General features: G+C 60.8%; 15 protein-coding genes. 13 read left to right on the forward strand and 2 right to left on the reverse strand.

What is annotated here, in order from left to right:
* Positions 1-8 precede the first annotated feature (8 nt).
* From OKW45_RS00850 to OKW45_RS00895, 10 genes are all read left to right on the forward strand, one after another.
* A complete protein-coding gene (locus OKW45_RS00850; RefSeq protein ID WP_429465267.1) occupies positions 9-1,535 on the forward strand; it encodes an aldehyde dehydrogenase family protein in 1,527 nt (508 codons plus the stop codon).
* A 92-nt stretch (positions 1,536-1,627) separates the two neighbouring features.
* Complete coding sequence (locus tag OKW45_RS00855) at positions 1,628-2,884, forward strand: ABC transporter substrate-binding protein (protein WP_429465269.1); 1,257 nt, start codon at positions 1,628-1,630, stop codon at positions 2,882-2,884.
* Between the two features lie 83 nt (positions 2,885-2,967).
* Positions 2,968-3,936, forward strand: a complete 969-nt coding sequence (locus OKW45_RS00860) for a carbohydrate ABC transporter permease (RefSeq protein WP_429469179.1) — start codon at positions 2,968-2,970, stop codon at positions 3,934-3,936.
* 54 nt (positions 3,937-3,990) lie between these two features.
* Complete coding sequence (locus OKW45_RS00865; RefSeq protein ID WP_409259172.1) at positions 3,991-4,848, forward strand: carbohydrate ABC transporter permease; 858 nt, start codon at positions 3,991-3,993, stop codon at positions 4,846-4,848.
* 4 nt (positions 4,849-4,852) lie between these two features.
* Positions 4,853-5,959, forward strand: coding sequence for an ABC transporter ATP-binding protein (locus tag OKW45_RS00870; RefSeq protein WP_429465271.1), 1,107 nt, complete (start codon positions 4,853-4,855; stop codon positions 5,957-5,959).
* Complete coding sequence (locus OKW45_RS00875; protein WP_429465273.1) at positions 5,959-7,512, forward strand: GMC oxidoreductase; 1,554 nt, start codon at positions 5,959-5,961, stop codon at positions 7,510-7,512. The genes OKW45_RS00870 and OKW45_RS00875 overlap by 1 nt, the downstream gene beginning before the upstream one ends.
* Complete coding sequence (locus tag OKW45_RS00880; RefSeq protein WP_429465275.1) at positions 7,505-8,284, forward strand: 3-ketoacyl-ACP reductase; 780 nt, start codon at positions 7,505-7,507, stop codon at positions 8,282-8,284. Before OKW45_RS00875 ends, OKW45_RS00880 begins: the two co-directional genes overlap by 8 nt.
* An 11-nt stretch (positions 8,285-8,295) precedes the next feature.
* Complete coding sequence (locus OKW45_RS00885) at positions 8,296-9,978, forward strand: GMC family oxidoreductase (RefSeq protein ID WP_429465277.1); 1,683 nt, start codon at positions 8,296-8,298, stop codon at positions 9,976-9,978.
* Between the two features lie 9 nt (positions 9,979-9,987).
* On the forward strand, positions 9,988-11,160 hold the full coding sequence (locus tag OKW45_RS00890; RefSeq protein WP_018424423.1) for a dihydrodipicolinate synthase family protein: 1,173 nt from the start codon (positions 9,988-9,990) through the stop codon (positions 11,158-11,160).
* 62 nt (positions 11,161-11,222) lie between these two features.
* The gene (locus OKW45_RS00895) at positions 11,223-11,591 is read left to right on the forward strand and encodes a heme-binding protein (RefSeq protein ID WP_429465279.1); all 369 of its coding nucleotides are present in this window, start codon (positions 11,223-11,225) and stop codon (positions 11,589-11,591) included.
* On the opposite strand, the gene OKW45_RS00900 is transcribed toward OKW45_RS00895, so the two are convergent.
* Both OKW45_RS00900 and OKW45_RS00905 read right to left on the reverse strand, forming a co-directional pair.
* Positions 11,557-12,630: a TauD/TfdA family dioxygenase gene (locus OKW45_RS00900; RefSeq protein WP_018424424.1), complete on the reverse strand. Its 1,074-nt coding sequence runs from the start codon at positions 12,628-12,630 to the stop codon at positions 11,557-11,559. The two genes, OKW45_RS00895 and OKW45_RS00900, sit on opposite strands and share 35 nt — an antisense overlap.
* 257 nt (positions 12,631-12,887) lie before the next feature.
* Positions 12,888-13,613, reverse strand: a complete 726-nt coding sequence (locus OKW45_RS00905; protein ID WP_429465281.1) for an SDR family oxidoreductase — start codon at positions 13,611-13,613, stop codon at positions 12,888-12,890.
* A 304-nt stretch (positions 13,614-13,917) separates the two neighbouring features.
* On the opposite strand from OKW45_RS00905, the gene OKW45_RS00910 reads away from it, so the two are divergent.
* From OKW45_RS00910 to OKW45_RS00920, 3 genes are all read left to right on the forward strand, one after another.
* Positions 13,918-15,033, forward strand: coding sequence for a porin (locus OKW45_RS00910; RefSeq protein WP_429465283.1), 1,116 nt, complete (start codon positions 13,918-13,920; stop codon positions 15,031-15,033).
* 147 nt (positions 15,034-15,180) lie between these two features.
* Complete coding sequence (locus tag OKW45_RS00915) at positions 15,181-16,737, forward strand: ABC transporter substrate-binding protein (RefSeq protein ID WP_429465285.1); 1,557 nt, start codon at positions 15,181-15,183, stop codon at positions 16,735-16,737.
* A 42-nt stretch (positions 16,738-16,779) separates the two neighbouring features.
* Entirely contained in the window at positions 16,780-18,027 is a 1,248-nt protein-coding gene (locus tag OKW45_RS00920; protein ID WP_429465287.1) for an aromatic ring-hydroxylating oxygenase subunit alpha, read from the forward strand.
* Positions 18,028-18,038 lie beyond the last annotated feature (11 nt).

Genomic DNA, 18,038 nt, shown 5'->3' on the forward strand with positions numbered 1-18,038 from the left:
CTGCAAACATGAACCCGGAACTGGCGCCTTTGCTTGTGGCGTCTCATAAGACTGACTTCGAGGTGTATCACGGTCGCCTCTACATCGACGGGCAGTGGCGCGAGGCTGGTGGCGGCGAACGTGTCGAGCGGCTCAGTCCGGCTCACGGCGAGCTGGTCAGCACCTATGCCGTGGCGACGCCCGAGGACGTCGACGAGGCGATCGACGCAGCCCATCGTGCATTTCACAACGGCCCCTGGCCAAAGATGAAGGGAGCGGAGCGTGCCCGCGTGCTGCTGGCGATCGCGGATGGCATCCAGGCCCAGATTGAGCGTCTTGCGCTAATCGAATCGCTGGAGAACGGCAAGCCGCTCACCCAGGCGCGCGCGGAGGTCGCCGGTTGCGTCGATCTGTGGCAGTACGCTGCGAGCCTTGCTCGCACCACCAGCGGTGACGCCTACAACACCTTGGGCGAGGACATGCTAGGACTGGTGTTGCGTCAGCCGATCGGGGTGGTCGGCATCATCACGCCATGGAATTTTCCGCTGTGGATCCTGTGCCAGAAACTGCCATTCGCGATGGCAGCGGGCTGCACATGCGTGATCAAGCCCAGCGAGCTGACGTCCGGCACGACCGTCATGTTGATGGGGATCCTTGAAGAGGCCGGCGTGCCAGCCGGGGTCGCGAATGTCGTGACGGGCAAGGGCTCACGCGTCGGTCAGCCTCTCGCCGAGAGTCCGCGGGTCGACATGCTCTCGTTCACGGGTTCGACCCATGTGGGGTCGATGCTCGCCGGGGTAGCCTCGAAGAAACTCAAGAAAGTCGCCCTGGAACTGGGCGGCAAGAATCCTCAGATCGTTTTTCCGGACTGCGACTGGGATGCCATGGTCGACGCGGTCGTGTTCGGCGTGTACTTCAACGCCGGCGAATGCTGCAACAGCGGTAGCCGGGTTCTGGTGCATGAGTCCATCGTGGAGCGGTTTGCCGCTGCTGTTATCGAGCGCGCCCGCGAAATGCCTGTCGGCGATCCGCTTCATCCTGATGCGAAGGTCGGCGCGATCGTCAGCGAACAGCAAATGAACGACATCCTTGGTCATATCGAGACCGGTGTCTCGGCAGGTGCGAAGGTGCGACTTGGCGGCGGGCGTTACGCAAGTGCTAACGGCCTTTATCTGCAGCCGACCGTCCTGACCGATGTCACCGCAGACATGAGTGTCGCAAGAGAGGAAATTTTCGGCCCTGTCTTGAGTGTCATCGCGTTCCGCGATCTGGATCATGCCATCGAAATCGCAAACGACACGGCGTACGGCTTGTCGGCCGCGGTGTGGAGCAGCGATATCGATACTTGCCTGAAGGTCGCACGCGGTGTCGACGCAGGGACGATCTGGGTGAACACCTTCCTCGACGGATATCCGGAACTCCCGTTTGGAGGATTCAAGGCGAGCGGCGTCGGCCGCGAACTCGGCAAGCAGGCGGTCGAGGACTATACGGAGACGAAGACGATTCAACTGCATATCGGAGAACGCAAGAACCTCTGGTTGCCGGCGAAGAAATAGCAGGCAGGAAATAAGCCTCGGGCGGAAGGGGCCGCCGGGAAAAAGACTGAAAACCCTCTCCATCAGAGAGAGCAACCCATCTGGAGTGAGACATGTTGAGGAAGACACTTTTTGCACTCGTGGCAGCCATCGCCGTCAGTGGCAGCAGCGCGGTATCGGCGGCCGACACCAAATCCGTCGAAGTGATGCACTGGTGGACCTCGGGCGGCGAAGCCCGTGCGCTGGAGGTATTAAAGGACGGTTTGAAGCAGCGCGGATACGCCTGGAAGGACGCGCCGATTGCAGGGGGCGGCGGCGAAGCAGCGCGCACGGTGCTGAAAGCTCGCGTTGCATCCGGCAATCCGCCTGACGCCATCCAGATGCTCGGCTTTACCATTCCTGAATACGCGTCGCAGGATTTTCTGACCAACCTCGATCCGATCGCGGCAAAGGAAGGATGGGACAAGCTCGTGCCCGGTCCGATTCAACGTTTCTCGAAGGTCGATGGCCATTGGGTAGCGGTGCCGGTCGACGTTCACCGGACCAACTGGATCTGGGCGAACAAGAAGATTTTCGATCAGTTGCATCTGACTCCGCCGCAGACGTTCGACCAGCTGGTTGCCGATGCCGCCGTGATTCGCAAGGCTGGCTACACGCCGCTCGCCCACGGCGGGCAGCCGTGGCAGGAAGCGACGATTTTCGATAGTGCCGTCATGTCTGCCGGCGGCCCGAAATTTTATACCCAAGCCCTTGTCAATCTCGATCCTGCCGCGCTCGGCTCAAAGACGATGGAAAAGGCATTCGACCAGATGCGCGCGCTGCGCGGTATGGTCGATCCGAATTTCCCGGGGCGTGACTGGAACCTCGCAACGTCGATGGTCATCAACGACAAGGCCGCGATGCAGATCATGGGCGACTGGGCGAAGGGTGAGTTCGTGAACGCCGGCAAGAAGGCCAATGTCGACTACCTGTGCTTCCAGTATCCCGGCACCCAGGGCGACTTCATCTTCAATACCGACCAGTTTGCGACGTTCAAAAAGAGCGATGCCAGCGTGCCTGGTGAAAATGCGTTCGCGTCGACCGTGATGGACAAGGGCGTCCAGGCGAAATTCAATCAGATCAAGGGAGCGATTCCGGCGCGTCTCGATGTGCCTTCCGATGGGTTCGACGAGTGCGGCCAGAAATCGATGGCTGATCTTCGCTCCGCGTTGAAAAGCGGCACGATGGTGGGCAGCTTCGCGCACGGACACGCAATGCCCGATGGGCCGAAGAACGCGGTCTATGACGTCGTCACGCATTTCTTCAACACCAACGAGTCATCTGCCGATGCGGTGAAACAGCTGGTCGACGCTGTCAACAACGCCAAGTAGGCCGTTCACCGTCTTAAAACTCACGGGGGCGCACCAGCGTGCCCCTGCGAAGACCCGATGCTCCCGAAGTAGAGGTGGTTGCCATGCACACTACACACCGGACCGTCCATACCTCGGCACGAGGTACTACGGACGAATCCCAGCTTCACGACAAACGCCGGTCAAGCCTGAGAAACCGGTTCGAGCAGGTATTGCCAAAGCTCGTGTTGTCGCCCACGTTGATTACGACGCTGATCTTCGTCTACGGTTTTATTGTCTGGACGACGGTCCTGTCGTTCACGCGCTCACGCGCGTTTGCCAATCTGCACTGGGGCGGCCTGATGCAGTACGGACGCGTCTGGACACATCCGCGCTGGCACGTTGCGGTCACCAATCTGGGAATCTATGCATCGCTGTATGTCGTCCTGTGCATGGGGATCGGGCTGGGCCTCGCCATTCTTCTCGACCAGCGCATCAGGGCGGAAGGCGGTCTGCGCGCGATCTTTCTTTATCCGATGGCGATCTCCTTCATCGTAACGGGCACAGCCTGGAAATGGATACTGAATCCCGGTCTCGGGCTGACGAAGCTTTTCCACGACTGGGGTTGGACCAGTTTCAGGTTCGACTGGATCATCGATGATCGAATGGCTATTTACACCGTGGTCATCGCCGCGGTGTGGCAGGCGTCCGGCTTCGTTATGGCGATGTTCCTCGCAGGCTTGCGGGGTATCGATCAGGATATGGTCAAGGCCGCGTCGATCGATGGGGCAAGAATGCCGGCTATTTATCGACGCATCATCATTCCGCAACTGCGCCCGGCTTTCGTTTCCGCGTTCGTCATCCTCGTTCACCTCGCGGTCAAGAGCTATGAACTGGTGGTGGCCTTGACAGGCGCAGGTCCCGGCTATTCGACGGAGTTGCCCTCGACGTTCATGTACTCATTCACCTTCACGCGAAACGAGTTGGGAATGGGAGCGGCGAGTGCGGTCATGATGCTGTGCACGGTCGCCGCGATCATGGTTCCGTATCTCTATTCAGAGCTTCGTCCGCGCAGCGGCAGCGGCTCGCATTAGTCCAGTCAGGAGATCGTCATGTTGAAAAAAGGCTGGGACTCGCCGCAAATGGTGATGGGCAAGCATAACTACGTATCGAGGATCGTGATCTATGGACTACTGGCGGTTTTCGCCGTGGTCTATCTGATCCCGCTCGCGGTAATGATGCTGACGTCGTTCAAACCTCTTTCGGAGGTGTACAGCGGGAACATTCTCGCGTTGCCTCGTGCATGGACACTGGAGCCGTGGCTTAAAGCCTGGGGGGAAGCCTGCGTTGGCCTCGATTGTTCTGGCGTGAAGGGGTTTTTCTGGAACTCGACAAGGATGGTCATTTCCGCCGTTGCGATTTCTACCTTCCTTGGCGCGCTCAACGGGTACGTGCTGACCAAATGGAGATTCAAGGGCGACAACATCCTGTTTGGACTCGTGCTGTTCGGATGCTTCATCCCGTTCCAGATCGTGCTCATTCCGATGGCTACCTTCCTCGGGAAGATCGGACTGGCACAGTCCATTACGGGTCTCGTGTTCGTGCACATTGTCTACGGTCTGTGCTTTACGACTTTGTACTTCCGTAACTTCTATGTCGCGTTTCCCGATGAACTCGTGAAGGCCGCGATGATCGATGGAGCGCGCTTTTTCAGGATCTTCCTGCGCATCCTGTTGCCGTGTTCCGGCGCCATCATCACTGTAACGGTGATCTGGCAGTTCACCAATATCTGGAACGACTTCCTCTTCGGTGCTTCATTTACGACGGGCGGCACGGCGCCTATTACGGTCGCACTGAACAACATCGTGAATACGTCGACGGGCGTGCGTGAGTACAACGTTCAAATGGCAGCCGCCGTGATTACCGCGCTGCCCACTCTTCTGGTCTATGTGATCGGCGGCCGCTATTTCGTGCGCGGCATGATGGCCGGTTCGGTAAAGGGGTAAGGAAATGGCTTCTCTGCATATTTCAAATGTCCGCAAGGCCTACGGCCCGACGGAAATCCTGAAGAACATCAACATCGATGTGACCGATGGCGATTTCCTTGTACTTGTCGGGCCGTCCGGTTGCGGAAAATCGACCCTGCTGTCGCTGATCGCGGGACTCGACACTATCTCCGGCGGGGAGATCCGGATCGACAACGACCGTGTGAACGACCTGCATCCCAGCGAGCGGGATATCGCGATGGTCTTTCAGAGCTACGCGCTGTATCCGAACATGACGGTCGGCCAGAACATCAGCTTCGGTCTCGAGATGCGCAAAGTGTCGAAAGTGGAGAGGGATAAGGCCGTCGCGGACGCTGCAAGACTGCTTCAGATCGAGCACCTGATCAAGCGCCGCCCGGGCCAACTCTCGGGCGGTCAACGGCAGCGTGTCGCCATGGGACGGGCGCTGGTGCGGGACCCGAAAATCTTCCTGTTCGACGAGCCGCTGTCCAATCTTGACGCAAAACTGCGCGTTGACATGCGCACCGAAATCAAGAAGCTGCATCAACGGCTCGGCGCGACCATCGTGTACGTGACTCACGATCAGATCGAAGCGATGACACTCGCGACCCGGATTGCGGTGATGAAGGGGGGCGTGATCCAGCAGTTCGGCACGCCAGCCGAGATCTACAGTACGCCGGCCAATACCTTTGTCGCGACGTTCATGGGCTCCCCGTCGATGAACCTCATTCCGGCAGTGCTCTCAGCCCCAAACGACACACTCGTTCTGACGATGGGCGAAGGCAGTGCAGCGGTTAGCCTTGATCTGCCGGACCAGTCCGCCGCAGTCGCGCGATACGCGGGCAAGAAGGTGATTGCCGGCCTTCGGCCAGAAGCGATCGGTGTGGAATCCTCGCGGGTCCCGGATGCGGTGCGCGAGGTAGCGGTGAAGGTGCTGGTCATGGAGCCCACGGGACCGGACACGCTGGCGGCGCTTGAAATGGGCGGGGTCGAAGTCGCGGCCCGACTGGGCGCCGACATTCCGCATAGCCCGGGCGAGCACTGCAACCTGCGGGTCGATCTGTCGAAGCTGGTCCTCTTCGATGCGCAAACGGAAGAAAGGATAGCGTGATGCATGCCGATGTCGTCATCGTTGGTTCGGGCGTCGGCGGCAGCGCGATTGCCCTGCAACTCGCCGGTACGGGTGCCAGTGTCGTTGTGATCGAGCGGGGCGACAATCTTCCCCGCGAACTGCAGAACTGGGATGCGGAAGCCGTATTCGGCGAGCTCCGGTATCGCACGCGCGACACTTGGCTCAACGGCGCCGGCGAGCGCTATCGCCCTGGCCAGTACTACTTTGTCGGCGGGCATACGAAGTTCTTCGGCACCGCCATGTTCCGGCTGCGTGAAGCCGACTTCGAAGAACTCGCGCATGAGGAAGGCGTGTCGCCCGCGTGGCCCATCAAGTACCAGGACCTCGAAAAATACTACGACCAGGCCGAGGAACTGTTCGGTGTGAGAGGGTCCGCTGGTCAGGATCCGACCGAGCCGCCGAGATCCGTCAATTATCGTCATGGACCGATACCTGACGAACCTGTGATTGGCAGGCTCCGGGAGAAGCTTAGGCAGCAGGGCCTGCATCCGTTCTTTATGCCGGCTTCGGTCGATTTCGGCGACGGCGGCGCGTGCGTGCGCTGCGGCACATGTGACGCTTTTCCTTGCCGCATTGACGCGAAAGGAGACGCCGAGATGTGCCTGTTGCGCCCCGCGCTGAAACGAGGAGGCGTGTCCCTGCTGACGGGCGCGCGCGCGACACGACTTGTGACCGACCCGACAGGGCGAAGAATTTCGAGCCTCGAAGTTCAGACGCGGGACGGTCCGCTTACGGTCACTGGCGACACGTTTGTGCTGTCGGCAGGGGCGATCAATAGCGCCGTTCTGTTACTCGCCTCGGCTAACGACAAATTTCCGAACGGGCTTGCGAACACGTCTGGAGCGGTCGGGCGGTACTACATGAACCATAACTGCACCGCGATTCTGGCAATCGATCCGAAGACGGTCAACGACACCCGTTTTCCGAAGACGCTTTCGGTCAACGACTTCTACTTTGGCGGCGTGCATGACCGGTGGCCGCTGGGCAATCTGCAAATGCTGGGAAAAATCCGCGAACCCATGCTTCGTGGCGCGCTTCCGTATGTGCCGAGGAAGCTTCTGGAATACATAAGCCGTCACAGTGTTGATCTTTACGCGATGTCGGAAGACTTGCCGAGCGCCGATAGTCGCGTAGAGCTAACGTCGTCCGGTGATATCCAGCTTACGTGGAATCGTACCAACCTCAAACCGCATGAACGCTTCGTTCAGAAAGCGAAGCGTCTGCTCAAGGACGCGGGCTATCCGCTGGTAGTCAGCAGACGCTTTGGCGAGGACACGCCGTCCCATCAATGTGGGACGGTCCGGTTCGGCAATGACGCTGGGTCCGCGCCGCTCGATCCGTTCTGCAAGGCGTATGACCACCAGAACCTGTACGTCGTTGACGCGAGCTTTTTCCCCTCGTCTGCTGCGGTCAATCCGGCACTGACGGTAGCAGCCCAGGCTCTACGGGTCGGCGAACACCTTCGTTCGGAGCTGACGCGCAGCCGCACGGCTAGCGGAGATCACGCTTTTGACGGAGGCCTACATGGCTGATGACGCAATGCAACCTCTCGCAGCGCTCGTCACGGGCGGCCGCCGCGGAATCGGGCGCGCGATCGCTGTGGAGCTCGCGTCGCGCGGCTACGACGTGGCCATTACCGACGTCGTCGATGACGAAGATACCGCTCTGACGCTAAGGGCGATTGAGGACCAGGGACGGCGGTCTCTCTTTGTCCAGGCGAATTTGCAGGACGTAGCGTCACACACGCGAGTGCTCGAACGGGTGCTGGCGTGGTGCGGCGATCTGGATTGCCTGGTGAACAACGCGGGAATCGGCTCGCCCGCGCGTGGTGATCTGCTGGATGTGACTTCTGAGGCGTTCGATACCGTGCTTGGAGTGAATCTGCGCGGAACCTTCTTCATGACTCAGGCGGTTGCTCGCCATATGTTGAGCGGAGAGCCAGATCGCCCGCGCGCGATTATCACGGTCTCGTCGGTATCAGCCACGATGGCGTCACCTGAGAGGGCCGAGTATTGCCTCTCGAAGTCCGCTTTGCCGATGATGACAAAACTGTTCGCACTACGGCTTGCTCATGCAGGCATCCCGGTTTTCGAGGTGCGGCCTGGGATTATCCGGACGCCGATGACCGAAGCGGTTGCGCAGAAGTATGAAGCGCGTTTCAAGGAGGGGCTCGTTCCCATGAACCGTTGGGGCGAGGCTGACGATGTCGCGAAGGCGGTCGGCCAGCTTGCGGGCGGTGCGTTGCGGTTTGCCACAGGCAGCGTGCTCCAGGTTGATGGTGGCCTCTCCATTTCTGCCTTTTGAAGGTGAGCAGCATGAAGACCGATAGCTACGACTACATCATTACGGGCGGAGGGTCGGCCGGTTGCGTACTGGCGAATCGCCTGAGCGCCGATCCTTCTGTGACGGTTTTGCTGCTCGAGGCTGGCGGCGGCGACCGGAACCCGCTTTTTCACATGCCCGCTGGTTTTGCGAAGATGACCAAAGGCATCGGGTCATGGGGCTGGCATACCGTGCCTCAAAAGCATCTGAAGGACCGGGTCTTGCGCTTCACACAAGCGAAGGTCATCGGTGGCGGCTCGTCGATCAACGCGCAGATCTATACGCGCGGCGTGCCAGCGGACTACGACGAGTGGGAGAACATGGGTGGCGCAACGGGCTGGAGTTACCGGGATGTACTGCCTTATTTCAAACGATCGGAGAACAATCAGCGCTTCGCGAATGAATATCATGCCTATGGTGGTCCGCTAGGCGTGTCAAATCCGATCAGTCCTCTGCCGATCTGCGAAGCGTTCTTCCAGGCAGGTCAGGAGATGGGCATGCCTTTTAACGCCGACTTCAACGGCGCTCAACAGGAAGGTCTCGGCTACTATCAGCTGACGCAGTTCAACGCGCGGCGCGCATCGGCATCCGTCGGGTTCCTTGACCCGATCCTCGGGCGGCCGAACCTCACGGTCAGGTTACAGTCACAGGCGCTGCGCGTGATCGTCGAAGGAGGGCGCGCAGTCGGCGTAGAACTGGCCAGTGGAACCGACCGCACGCCAGTTGTTGTGCGAGCGAGGCGCGAAGTGATCGTGTCTTCCGGGGCCATTGGATCCCCCAAGCTGCTGATGCAATCAGGCATCGGCCCGGCTGATCATTTGAGGTCATCGGGTGTACCCGTCGTGCATGACATGCCGGGCGTCGGCTCAAATCTGCAGGACCATCTCGACCTGTTTGTCATCGCTGAATGTACTGGCGATCATACGTACGACAAGTACAACAAACTCCAGCATGCAGCGTGGGCAGGCCTGCAGTACCTGCTTCTGAAGAAGGGCCCGGTTGCTTCGAGCCTGTTCGAGACGGGCGGCTTCTGGTATGCGGACGGAATCGCCGCGACACACGCCCGGTCGCCCGACATCCAGTTCCATCTCGGCCTGGGTTCAGGAATCGAAGCGGGCATGGCGAAACTTCGCCATGGCGGCGTCACCTTGAATACCGCATATCTTCGGCCCAAATCGCGCGGCAGCGTACGTCTGGCAAGTGCCGATCCTGCGACAGCGCCGCTGATCGACCCGAACTACTGGTCGGAGCCGGAAGACCGCCATGCAGCGCTCAAGGGCCTGCGCCTTGCGCGCGAGTTAATGAATCAGCCCGCGTTGAAGCGTTTTGTGCAGACGGAAGTCCTGCCCGGTCCGCGTGTCAACACGGACGACGAGCTGTTTGATTATGCGTGTGCCAATGCCAAGACCGATCACCATCCGGTCGGTACGTGCAGGATGGGGCGCCCTGAGGACGAACATAGCGTAGTCACACCTGACCTGCGAGTGATTGGCATTGACGGACTTCGCGTGGTCGATGCCTCCGTGATGCCGCTCATTCCGTCGTGTAACACCAATGCACCGACCATCATGGTCGCGGAGAAGGCGGCCGATCATATCCTCGGTCGCATCCCGGCGCCAAACGCTGTGCGTGCCAAACGAGGTGCGAACGAGATCCCGACATCGACCGCCTTCTGAGAGATAGCCATGAAAATCCTTCTGCCAACCCGTAATGGCGAATTGAATCCGTATACGTTGAAGACCTTGGAGGAGAACATCACGCTGGAGTCGAAATGTGAGTTCAATCGCGTGGCATACGCTGCAGCGCATGTCGTGGTTGATCCCGCGCTCGGCTATGAGCCGTGGTCGGACGCGCCGGCGATCGATTGGGACAGGACGCTCGCGTTTCGGACCTATCTGTACGGCCTCGGTTTCAAGGTTGCCGAAGCCATGGACACCGCGCAAAGAGGCATGGGTCTGGGCTGGAAGACGGCATCCGAACTCATTCGCCGAAGCATCGCGCACGCGAGAACTATCCCAGAAGCGGATCTAGCCTGCGGTGCTGGCACCGATCATCTGGACGACCGGCGGCGGCATAGCCTGTCGGATGTGATCCAGGCGTACAAGGAGCAATTCGAAGTCGTGGAAGCGTCCGGTGGCCGGGCCATCATGATGGCAAGTCGTGCATTGTGCGCCGCAGCCCGATCGCCTGATGACTACAAGAAGGTGTATGACGCTGTACTTGCCGAGAGCCGCAACAAGGTCGTGCTTCACTGGCTGGGCGAAGCATTCGACGCTTCGCTCGCAGGATACTGGGGCAGTGGTGACGTTCGCGCCGCAATGGCAACTGTACTCGACATCATCCGCCTGCATTCAGGCAAGATCGAAGGCATCAAGATTTCGTTGCTGAACGCCGAATACGAGTGCGAGCTTCGCGCCCAGTTGCCGGACGGCGTGCGGATGTATACCGGTGACGATTTCAACTACGGCGATCTGATCGCAGGTGACAGCACGGGCATATCGCACGCGTTACTGGGCATATTTGATCCGATTGCACCAGTCGCGGCGAAAGCGCTGGGCCAGTTGGCCAGAAACGATATCGCGGCCTACCACAACACGATGCGACCCACGGTGGCGCTGTCGCGTGAGCTCTTCAGTTCGCCGACACAGTACTACAAGGCGGGGGTTGTCTTCCTCGCGTGGCTGAACGGACATCAGGACCATTTCTCGATGGCCGGCGGCATGGAGTCGGCGCGGTCGGTGCTGCATTTCGCCGAAGTGTTCCGGAAAGCGGACGCCTGTGGCGTGTTGATCAGGCCCGAACTCGCCACGCAGCGAATGAAAGCCTTCTTGCAGGTGCGGGCAGGAATCGTCCAATGAACTGGATCGCAATGGCTGCGGACCGGATTGCGCGGTGAGAGGGTGAGATGCCGAGTAGAGCCTTGAGTTTGAAAGATGAGACATTCGATCAACAGGCGATGCGAACGATGTTGCCTGCTCTCAACGCGGAAGTCGCGCGCAAGCTTGGAGAGATCGTTGTCAATATCGCGTCCCGTCGCAGCCTTCCTGTCGCCGTGAGTGTGGTTCATCCGCGCAGTGCGCTCTTTTATTGCGCGCTGGAAGGAAGCTGTGCAGACAACGGCCAATGGATTCGCCGCAAGGAGAAGAGCCCCTACGAAGCCTTTTTGAAACCGTTTCTTAGTCTCTTGATCTTTCGACCTCTCAATCTCTCGAAGGCGCAGCGCATGCACTCACACGCTGCGCCCAAGCGCATCGTCACAAACGCGGCACCGCCGCAATGCCGATCCTGAAGTTGCCACGCGTATCGTCGGCGGCCTGACCGCGCGCTTCGTAACGTTGCTGCACGACGCCGTTCTTGCCGAAGCCGGGGATCATCGAACGCGGCGAGCCGCGGCGCAGCCACAGACGCAGCAGATGACGACGCCGTTGCGGCTCCGGAAAATCCGTGAAGCGCGTGCGCGAATGCAGCGCCGCGTAGTTCGAGAGCCACTGGATATCGCCGGGCCGGAAATCCATCGCGAGCGACATACCCGGCTCGTACGTGATTGCCTCGAACAGTTCGAGCACCTCCTTCTGCTCAGGCGTGAGCCGCGGCACTTCTGGATAGTCCTGCGCGGTCAGGATATACAGCGATCCCGCGTACATGCTGAACACGCCGTCGACGAAGCTCACGATCGGCGAAACATACGTATTGGCAGGCGAATTGTGGTCCTGGCGGCGCCAGTCCCAATGAAACGGCTCGAGCAGCAAAGGCGCGAGGTCGGGCCGGCGCTTGAGGATTTCGTTGTAGATCTCCGCGCCGGACACGATGCACGAGGCGCCGCCTTCGAGCGCGGGGCGCAGGCACATCAAGGCGACCACATCCGAGCTGTCCGAGTGAAACGGCAGCAGGTCGCGGATCTTGGCGGACAGCGCGTCCGGATCATCGAGCATCTTGTCGGAGGTCGCGTAGACATGATCGAGCAGATCGCCGAGTTCGTTCTGGCGGATCGGGTCGCCCATATGCAGACCGAGTATGTAGTAGATCGACGCCGACATCGCATCGGAATAGAGATGCGTGCGCAGCCCGCGCACGAGCACGAAGCCGCGGCCTTCGTCGATGTCGCTGCACCATTCGTCGATGGCGGCGGCGCATGCGTTTAGCGGATAGTCGGACGCCTTGACGAAACGCAGGTCCGGGTCGTCTTCGACGAAGCGCCGGCCGAGCGCCTCCAGTTCCTCGATCTGGTCCTCGTTCAGATAGTAGATCCAGTCCTGCTTGTCGAGGAGCCTGTCGCCGCGCCAGGCGGCGGCGCCGGAGACAGGGGACAGCGCTACGGAAGTCGTCATGATGGTCTTGGGGGAGTGGTGACTAAAAACGTGATCGTCGATCACGAACGTATCATGGCCAAATTGATGCGTGCATTCTTGTCTGCAGGCGTACGGCCTCTTGCCGCTTCAGTTTTTATACGACGATGCGGCGCTCAGGCGCTCAGGCGCTTGAGCGCGGGCAGGTAGCTGTCGGTGGCAAACGGGCCGAGCATCGAGAGAGCCGCGAGCAGCAACGTGAGCGAGCGGATTTGCATATGGACGACATCGCTCAGCCGTCAGACGGGCTGGTTCGTCGCCGCGAGCATGATCTCGCGGATGCAGACGTTTTGCGGCATTTCATAGGCGAAACGGATCGCCTCGGCCACTTCCTCCGGCTGCAGGATGACGCCGCCGATCGACTCCTTCCACATCTTGAAGCCGGCCTTGATCGCGTCGTTGGTGGTGATCGTCTGCAACTCGGTATTGCACGCGCCCGGTGCGATCAGCACCACGCGCACGTTATGCGGCGACACTTCCTCGCGCAGGTTTTCCGACAGCGCATGTACCGCGTGCTTGGTGCCCACGTAGGCGACGTGTTGCGGATAGGTCTTGCGTCCCGACGTGGAACTGACGTTGATGATGGTGCCGCGCCGCCGCTTGACCATGCCCGTGAGCACTGCGTGCACGCCGTTCAGCACGCCCTTGACGTTGACGTCGAGCATACGGTCCCATTCCTCAGGCGGCTGCCCGGTCATATCGCCCAGCAGCATCACGCCGGCGTTGTTGATGATGGCATCGGCGGGGCCGAACTTCGCCTCGGCGGCCTCGACGGCGGCGGCGAGCGCTGCGCGATCGGTGACGTCGACCTGGCGGCATAGCGTATTAGGCAATTCCAGCGAATCGAGGCGCTCGAGCCGGCGCGCGAGCAGCAGCAACGGATAGCCGAGCTGCGAGAGCAGATGGGCGGTCGCCTCGCCGATCCCGGAACTCGCGCCTGTGATGATGACGAGACTCTTCGACATGTTCTTTCCTTTGAGCGGTGAGCTTTCAGCAATGGCAACGCCAACTGCGGCCTTGCGAGCTTAGGACGAAGCGCCGGCCGATGCTTGTCTGCGCGCGCGTGAACTCTTGCCGAAAACCCGGCTTTTTGACGGGTGAGACGCGAAGTTTTTTGACGGGGTATTAGTCAATTCGCCGCGCGCATTTGGTCAAGATTTGCCGAAATTGCCTGGATAGCGTTGAACGTATCGAATTTCGCTGACTGTAAGGCACGCGGCAGCGGTTCGTTTTGAACAACTCCGTTCCCCTCTATCCAGGATCACGCTAATGAAAAAGTATTTGACGGGCACTGTCATGCTGGTTGCGATGAGCGGCGCGCATGCGCAGAGTTCGGTCACGCTATACGGTCTCATCGATGCCGGCTTCACCTACATCAGCAATCAAGGAGGCGGCCGTCTTTATAAGTTCCAGGACGGCGCCAACTTCGGCAACCGCTTCGGCTTCAAGGGCAGCGAAGATCTCGGCGGCGGTCTGAAGGCCATCTTCACGCTGGAAAACGGCTTCTCGCTCGGCACCGGCCAGTTGGGCAACAACGGCGCGCTGTTCGGCCGGCAGGCCTTCGTCGGCATTGCGAGCCCTTACGGCACGGTGACGATGGGCAACCAGTACGACTTCATCGCCGACTACATCACCCCGTTCAACCTGAACGGCTATGCGAGCGTCTACGCGGGGCACATGGGCGACATCGACCGTATTTCCGGGGTGCAATTGCCGAACTCGGTGAAGTACCAAAGCCCGACCTACCGCGGCTTTAGCTTCGGCGGCATGTGGAGCTTCGGCAACGTGGCGGGCAACTTCAAGCAGAACAGCGCGTGGAGCGTAGGCGCGGGCTACAAGGACGGCGGCTTTAGTGCGGCGGCGATCTACGAGCGCCTTTACGACGTCGACATCTATCCGTATGCGCAGTTCGGCGTGTTCAATTTCCTCGGCCAGACGGTCGCGACGCGCAACTCCGACGGCAGCGTGACCGATCTCTTCTACTCGTCGCCGTTTACCGTCGACAGGCAGTCGGAGTTCGGCGTCGGCGCGAGCTACACGCTCAACAGGCTCACGCTGTCGGCCAACTTCACGTCGACCCACCTGCAAAGCACCACCGGCAGCGCGACGATGAACGTCTACGAAGCCGGCGCGATGTATTTCGTGCGGCCCGATATTGCGCTGATCGGCGGCTATCAATACACGACCTGGGATCACACGCACTGGCATCAACCCACGCTGGGCGCGCAGTATTACCTGAGCAAGCGCACGAACTTCTACGTGAACGTGTCGTACCTGCACGCACAGCCGGGCGTCGACGCGAACCAGGGGGCGGGCTTCTATTCGCTGCCGTCGAATTCAAACACGCAATTGACTTCCCGCATCGCCCTGATTCATCAGTTCTGACGCCGTCCGGCCCGCGCGCGAAAGGCAGGAATGCGTGCGCGCGCCGACAAGACAGCGTGGTTTTGTCCTCTTAACCTGATGCCATGCCGTGACAGTTTCACGGCCTTAGCGGCAACGAGGCGCTTCGCGCAAGGAACGGATTTCTCCATGACTACACGCAGAAACTTCATCCAGATGCTGGGCGGTACGTTGGCGGGACTCGCCACGCAGGCCGCCGGCACCCTCGGCGGCCTCGGCGCACTGACGGCGAGCAGCGCCGCTCTCGCCGCGAACGCGCCACTCACCATCGCCTTTCCGACCGACGTGCCGTCATGGGACCCGCTCGTGCGCGTCGCGCCGAATCCCATCTCGATCTACCGCAGTGTCTACGACGCGGCGCTTGACATCGACGCGAAGGGCAAGCTTGGCCCGGGCGTCGTCACCGCGTGGCGCTGGAAGGACACGGCGGGCAAGGTGCTGGAGCTCGACTTTCGCCGCGACGTGCTGTTCCACAACGGCGACAAACTGACCTCCGACGACTTCAAGTTCACGCTGTTCGATCGCCTGCAGGCCGACAAGTCGCTGCAGCTCGGCGGCATCTGGTGGGCGCTCGAAGCCATCGAAACGCCGACGCCCACGCGCGCGGTGATGCACTTCAAGGTGCCGATGGTCACCGCGCCCGCGTTCCTCGGCTACATGGGCAGCTACATCCTGCCGCGCAAGTACTTCGAGCGAGTCGGCGCGACCGGCTTCATCGCGAAGCCGGTGGGCTCGGGGCCGTACCGGCTCGTCGCGTATGAGCGCGATTCGCGCGTGACGCTCGCCGCATTCGACAAGCACTGGCGCGGCGCGCCGAAGATCCGAGATGTCGTGTTCCAGGTGGTGAAGGACCCGACCGCGCGCGTTGCGGCCGTGCAGGCGGCGCAAGCGGATGTCTCCGGGATGCTGCCGTTGCGTGAGGCGGTGCGTCTGTCGCAAGGTGGCACGGACGATAGCAAGATTACGCCTACCATCGATTCGTATCTGATCCATATGATCAACGGCGGCCCGACGCAGGACCGCAATGTCCGCCTCGCGATGCATCACGCGATCGACAAAGAGGCGTTGGTGCACGCGTTCTTCAACAACGTGCCCGCGCCGATGTCGACCCCCGCCGCGCCCGGCACGCCTGCGTTCGATCCGGACTACAAGTTCGCTTTCGACCCCGCGCTGGCGAAAGCGCTGCTGGCGAAGAGCGGCTATTCGACGGACAAGCCCGTGCGCGTGAAATTTCTCGCGACCAACGGCGTGTATCCGAGCGATTACGACATGGCCCGCGCGATCCAGCAGATGTGGAAGAAGGTGGGCATCGAAGCGGAGTTGAGTCCGATCGAAACCGCGCAGTTCTTCTCCCAGGCCGTCGCGGGCACGCTGCCCGGCCCGACCTTGTGGATGTGGCAGAACGGCAGCGGCGACCCGGAACTGTCGGCGGGCTCGTATCTGAATCCGAAGACGGGCTTCTCGGTGTGGCGCAGCGCCGACGTGTCGCCGCATCTCGATCCGCTGCTCGTCGAACTGGATGAAGCGAAGCGCATCGCGGGCTACAAGGAATTCCACCGCTGGGCGGTCGGCGAAGGTTACGCGCTGCCGCTGATGCAGGGTATCGCCACGGCGTCGTATCGCAAGGGCGTGCGGTACACGCCGTTCCTGAGCGGCTGGATGCTGCCCGCTTACTGGAGCGCGTGAGCGCGCGCCGTGGATCCGTCAGAGAGATCAAGAGAATTGGCAATGGTCAACAAACCCTTCAATCCGAAGTTCGACGCCGCTTTCTTTGCCGCGCTGGAGCGCTCCGCCATGCATGTCAGCCAGGCGGAAACGCTGCCGCCTTCGTGCTATACGGACCCCGACTTCTTCGAGTTCGAGAAGGAAGCGCTCTTCAATCACGAATGGCTGTGCGTCGGACGCGAAGACTGGATCAGCAATCCGGGCGACTACTTCACGACCTCGATCGTCGGCGAGCCGCTCGTCATCACGCGTAATGCGAAGCGGGAGATCAAGGCGATGTCGTCGGTGTGCCAGCATCGCGCCATGGTCGTCGCCGAGGGTTTCGGTAATGCGCGCGCGCTGCTGTGCCCGTATCACCACTGGGCCTACTCGCTCGACGGCGAACTGATCGCCGCGCCCGCGATGGACGAGACCGAAGGCTTCGACAAAAAGGACTTCTGCCTGCCGACGATGCAGGTGGAGTGCTGGCAAGGCTTCATCTTCATCAACTTCGATCACGCCGCGCCGCCGCTCGCGCCGCGCCTCACCGCGCTCGACGCCGTGCTCGGCAACTTCGATCTGAAAAGCGCCGAAGGCCCGCGCCCCGAGCGGCCGTTTCACTTTAAGTGGAACTGGAAGGTGATGTTCGAAAACAATAACGACGGCTATCACGCGAACCGTCTGCATCACGGGCCGTTGCACGACTTCGTGCCGAGCGCGCTCGCGACGTTCCCGCCAGAACTGCCGCAGGACACGGCGGGCTATTACCGCTTCAACGGCACACTGCACGTCGACGCCGCGTTCAACCCGACGCAAAAGGCGTTGTTTCCGCGCTTTCCCAAGCTCACGGACGAAGAGCGCAAGCGCATGCTGTTCGCTAATCTCCCGCCGACGCTTTCGCTCGTCGTGACCGTCGATAGTGTGATCTACATGATCCTGCGCGCCGATTCCGCGGGCACGCACTATCTCGATCAGGGCGTGCTGTACGCGCCCGACACGATGAAGGATCCGCTCTTTGCCAAGCGTGTCGAGATGAGCACGAGCGCAGTGTCGGACATCATTGCGCAAGATCTGCATGTCGACGAGATGGTGCAGGTGGGCCTGCAATCGCGCTATGCCGTGCGCGGGCGCTACTCATGGCAGGAGCGAGCGCAGCAGGAACTCAACGCGTGGCTCGTGCCGCGTTATCGGGCCACGTTCCAGCGCATGAGCGAGACTGCCGCCAGCGCGCAGGGCCGGCTCGCCGCGATCGGCGTGGTCGTCGCGGACTGACGACGAGACGC

This window comes from Paraburkholderia lebeckiae (assembly GCF_050436225.1).
GTDB lineage: Bacteria > Pseudomonadota > Gammaproteobacteria > Burkholderiales > Burkholderiaceae > Paraburkholderia > Paraburkholderia tuberum.

Coding starts and splice junctions, on each gene's coding strand:
- OKW45_RS00900 (WP_018424424.1), bottom strand. CDS start 12,630: ATGACGACTTCCGTAGCGCTGTCCCCTGTCTCCGGCGCCGCCGCCTGG.
- OKW45_RS00880 (WP_429465275.1), top strand. CDS start 7,505: ATGGCTGATGACGCAATGCAACCTCTCGCAGCGCTCGTCACGGGCGGC.
- OKW45_RS00890 (WP_018424423.1), top strand. CDS start 9,988: ATGAAAATCCTTCTGCCAACCCGTAATGGCGAATTGAATCCGTATACG.
- OKW45_RS00905 (WP_429465281.1), bottom strand. CDS start 13,613: ATGTCGAAGAGTCTCGTCATCATCACAGGCGCGAGTTCCGGGATCGGC.
- OKW45_RS00915 (WP_429465285.1), top strand. CDS start 15,181: ATGACTACACGCAGAAACTTCATCCAGATGCTGGGCGGTACGTTGGCG.
- OKW45_RS00865 (WP_409259172.1), top strand. CDS start 3,991: ATGGGCAAGCATAACTACGTATCGAGGATCGTGATCTATGGACTACTG.
- OKW45_RS00910 (WP_429465283.1), top strand. CDS start 13,918: ATGAAAAAGTATTTGACGGGCACTGTCATGCTGGTTGCGATGAGCGGC.
- OKW45_RS00860 (WP_429469179.1), top strand. CDS start 2,968: ATGCACACTACACACCGGACCGTCCATACCTCGGCACGAGGTACTACG.
- OKW45_RS00875 (WP_429465273.1), top strand. CDS start 5,959: ATGCATGCCGATGTCGTCATCGTTGGTTCGGGCGTCGGCGGCAGCGCG.
- OKW45_RS00885 (WP_429465277.1), top strand. CDS start 8,296: ATGAAGACCGATAGCTACGACTACATCATTACGGGCGGAGGGTCGGCC.
- OKW45_RS00850 (WP_429465267.1), top strand. CDS start 9: ATGAACCCGGAACTGGCGCCTTTGCTTGTGGCGTCTCATAAGACTGAC.
- OKW45_RS00855 (WP_429465269.1), top strand. CDS start 1,628: ATGTTGAGGAAGACACTTTTTGCACTCGTGGCAGCCATCGCCGTCAGT.
- OKW45_RS00920 (WP_429465287.1), top strand. CDS start 16,780: ATGGTCAACAAACCCTTCAATCCGAAGTTCGACGCCGCTTTCTTTGCC.
- OKW45_RS00870 (WP_429465271.1), top strand. CDS start 4,853: ATGGCTTCTCTGCATATTTCAAATGTCCGCAAGGCCTACGGCCCGACG.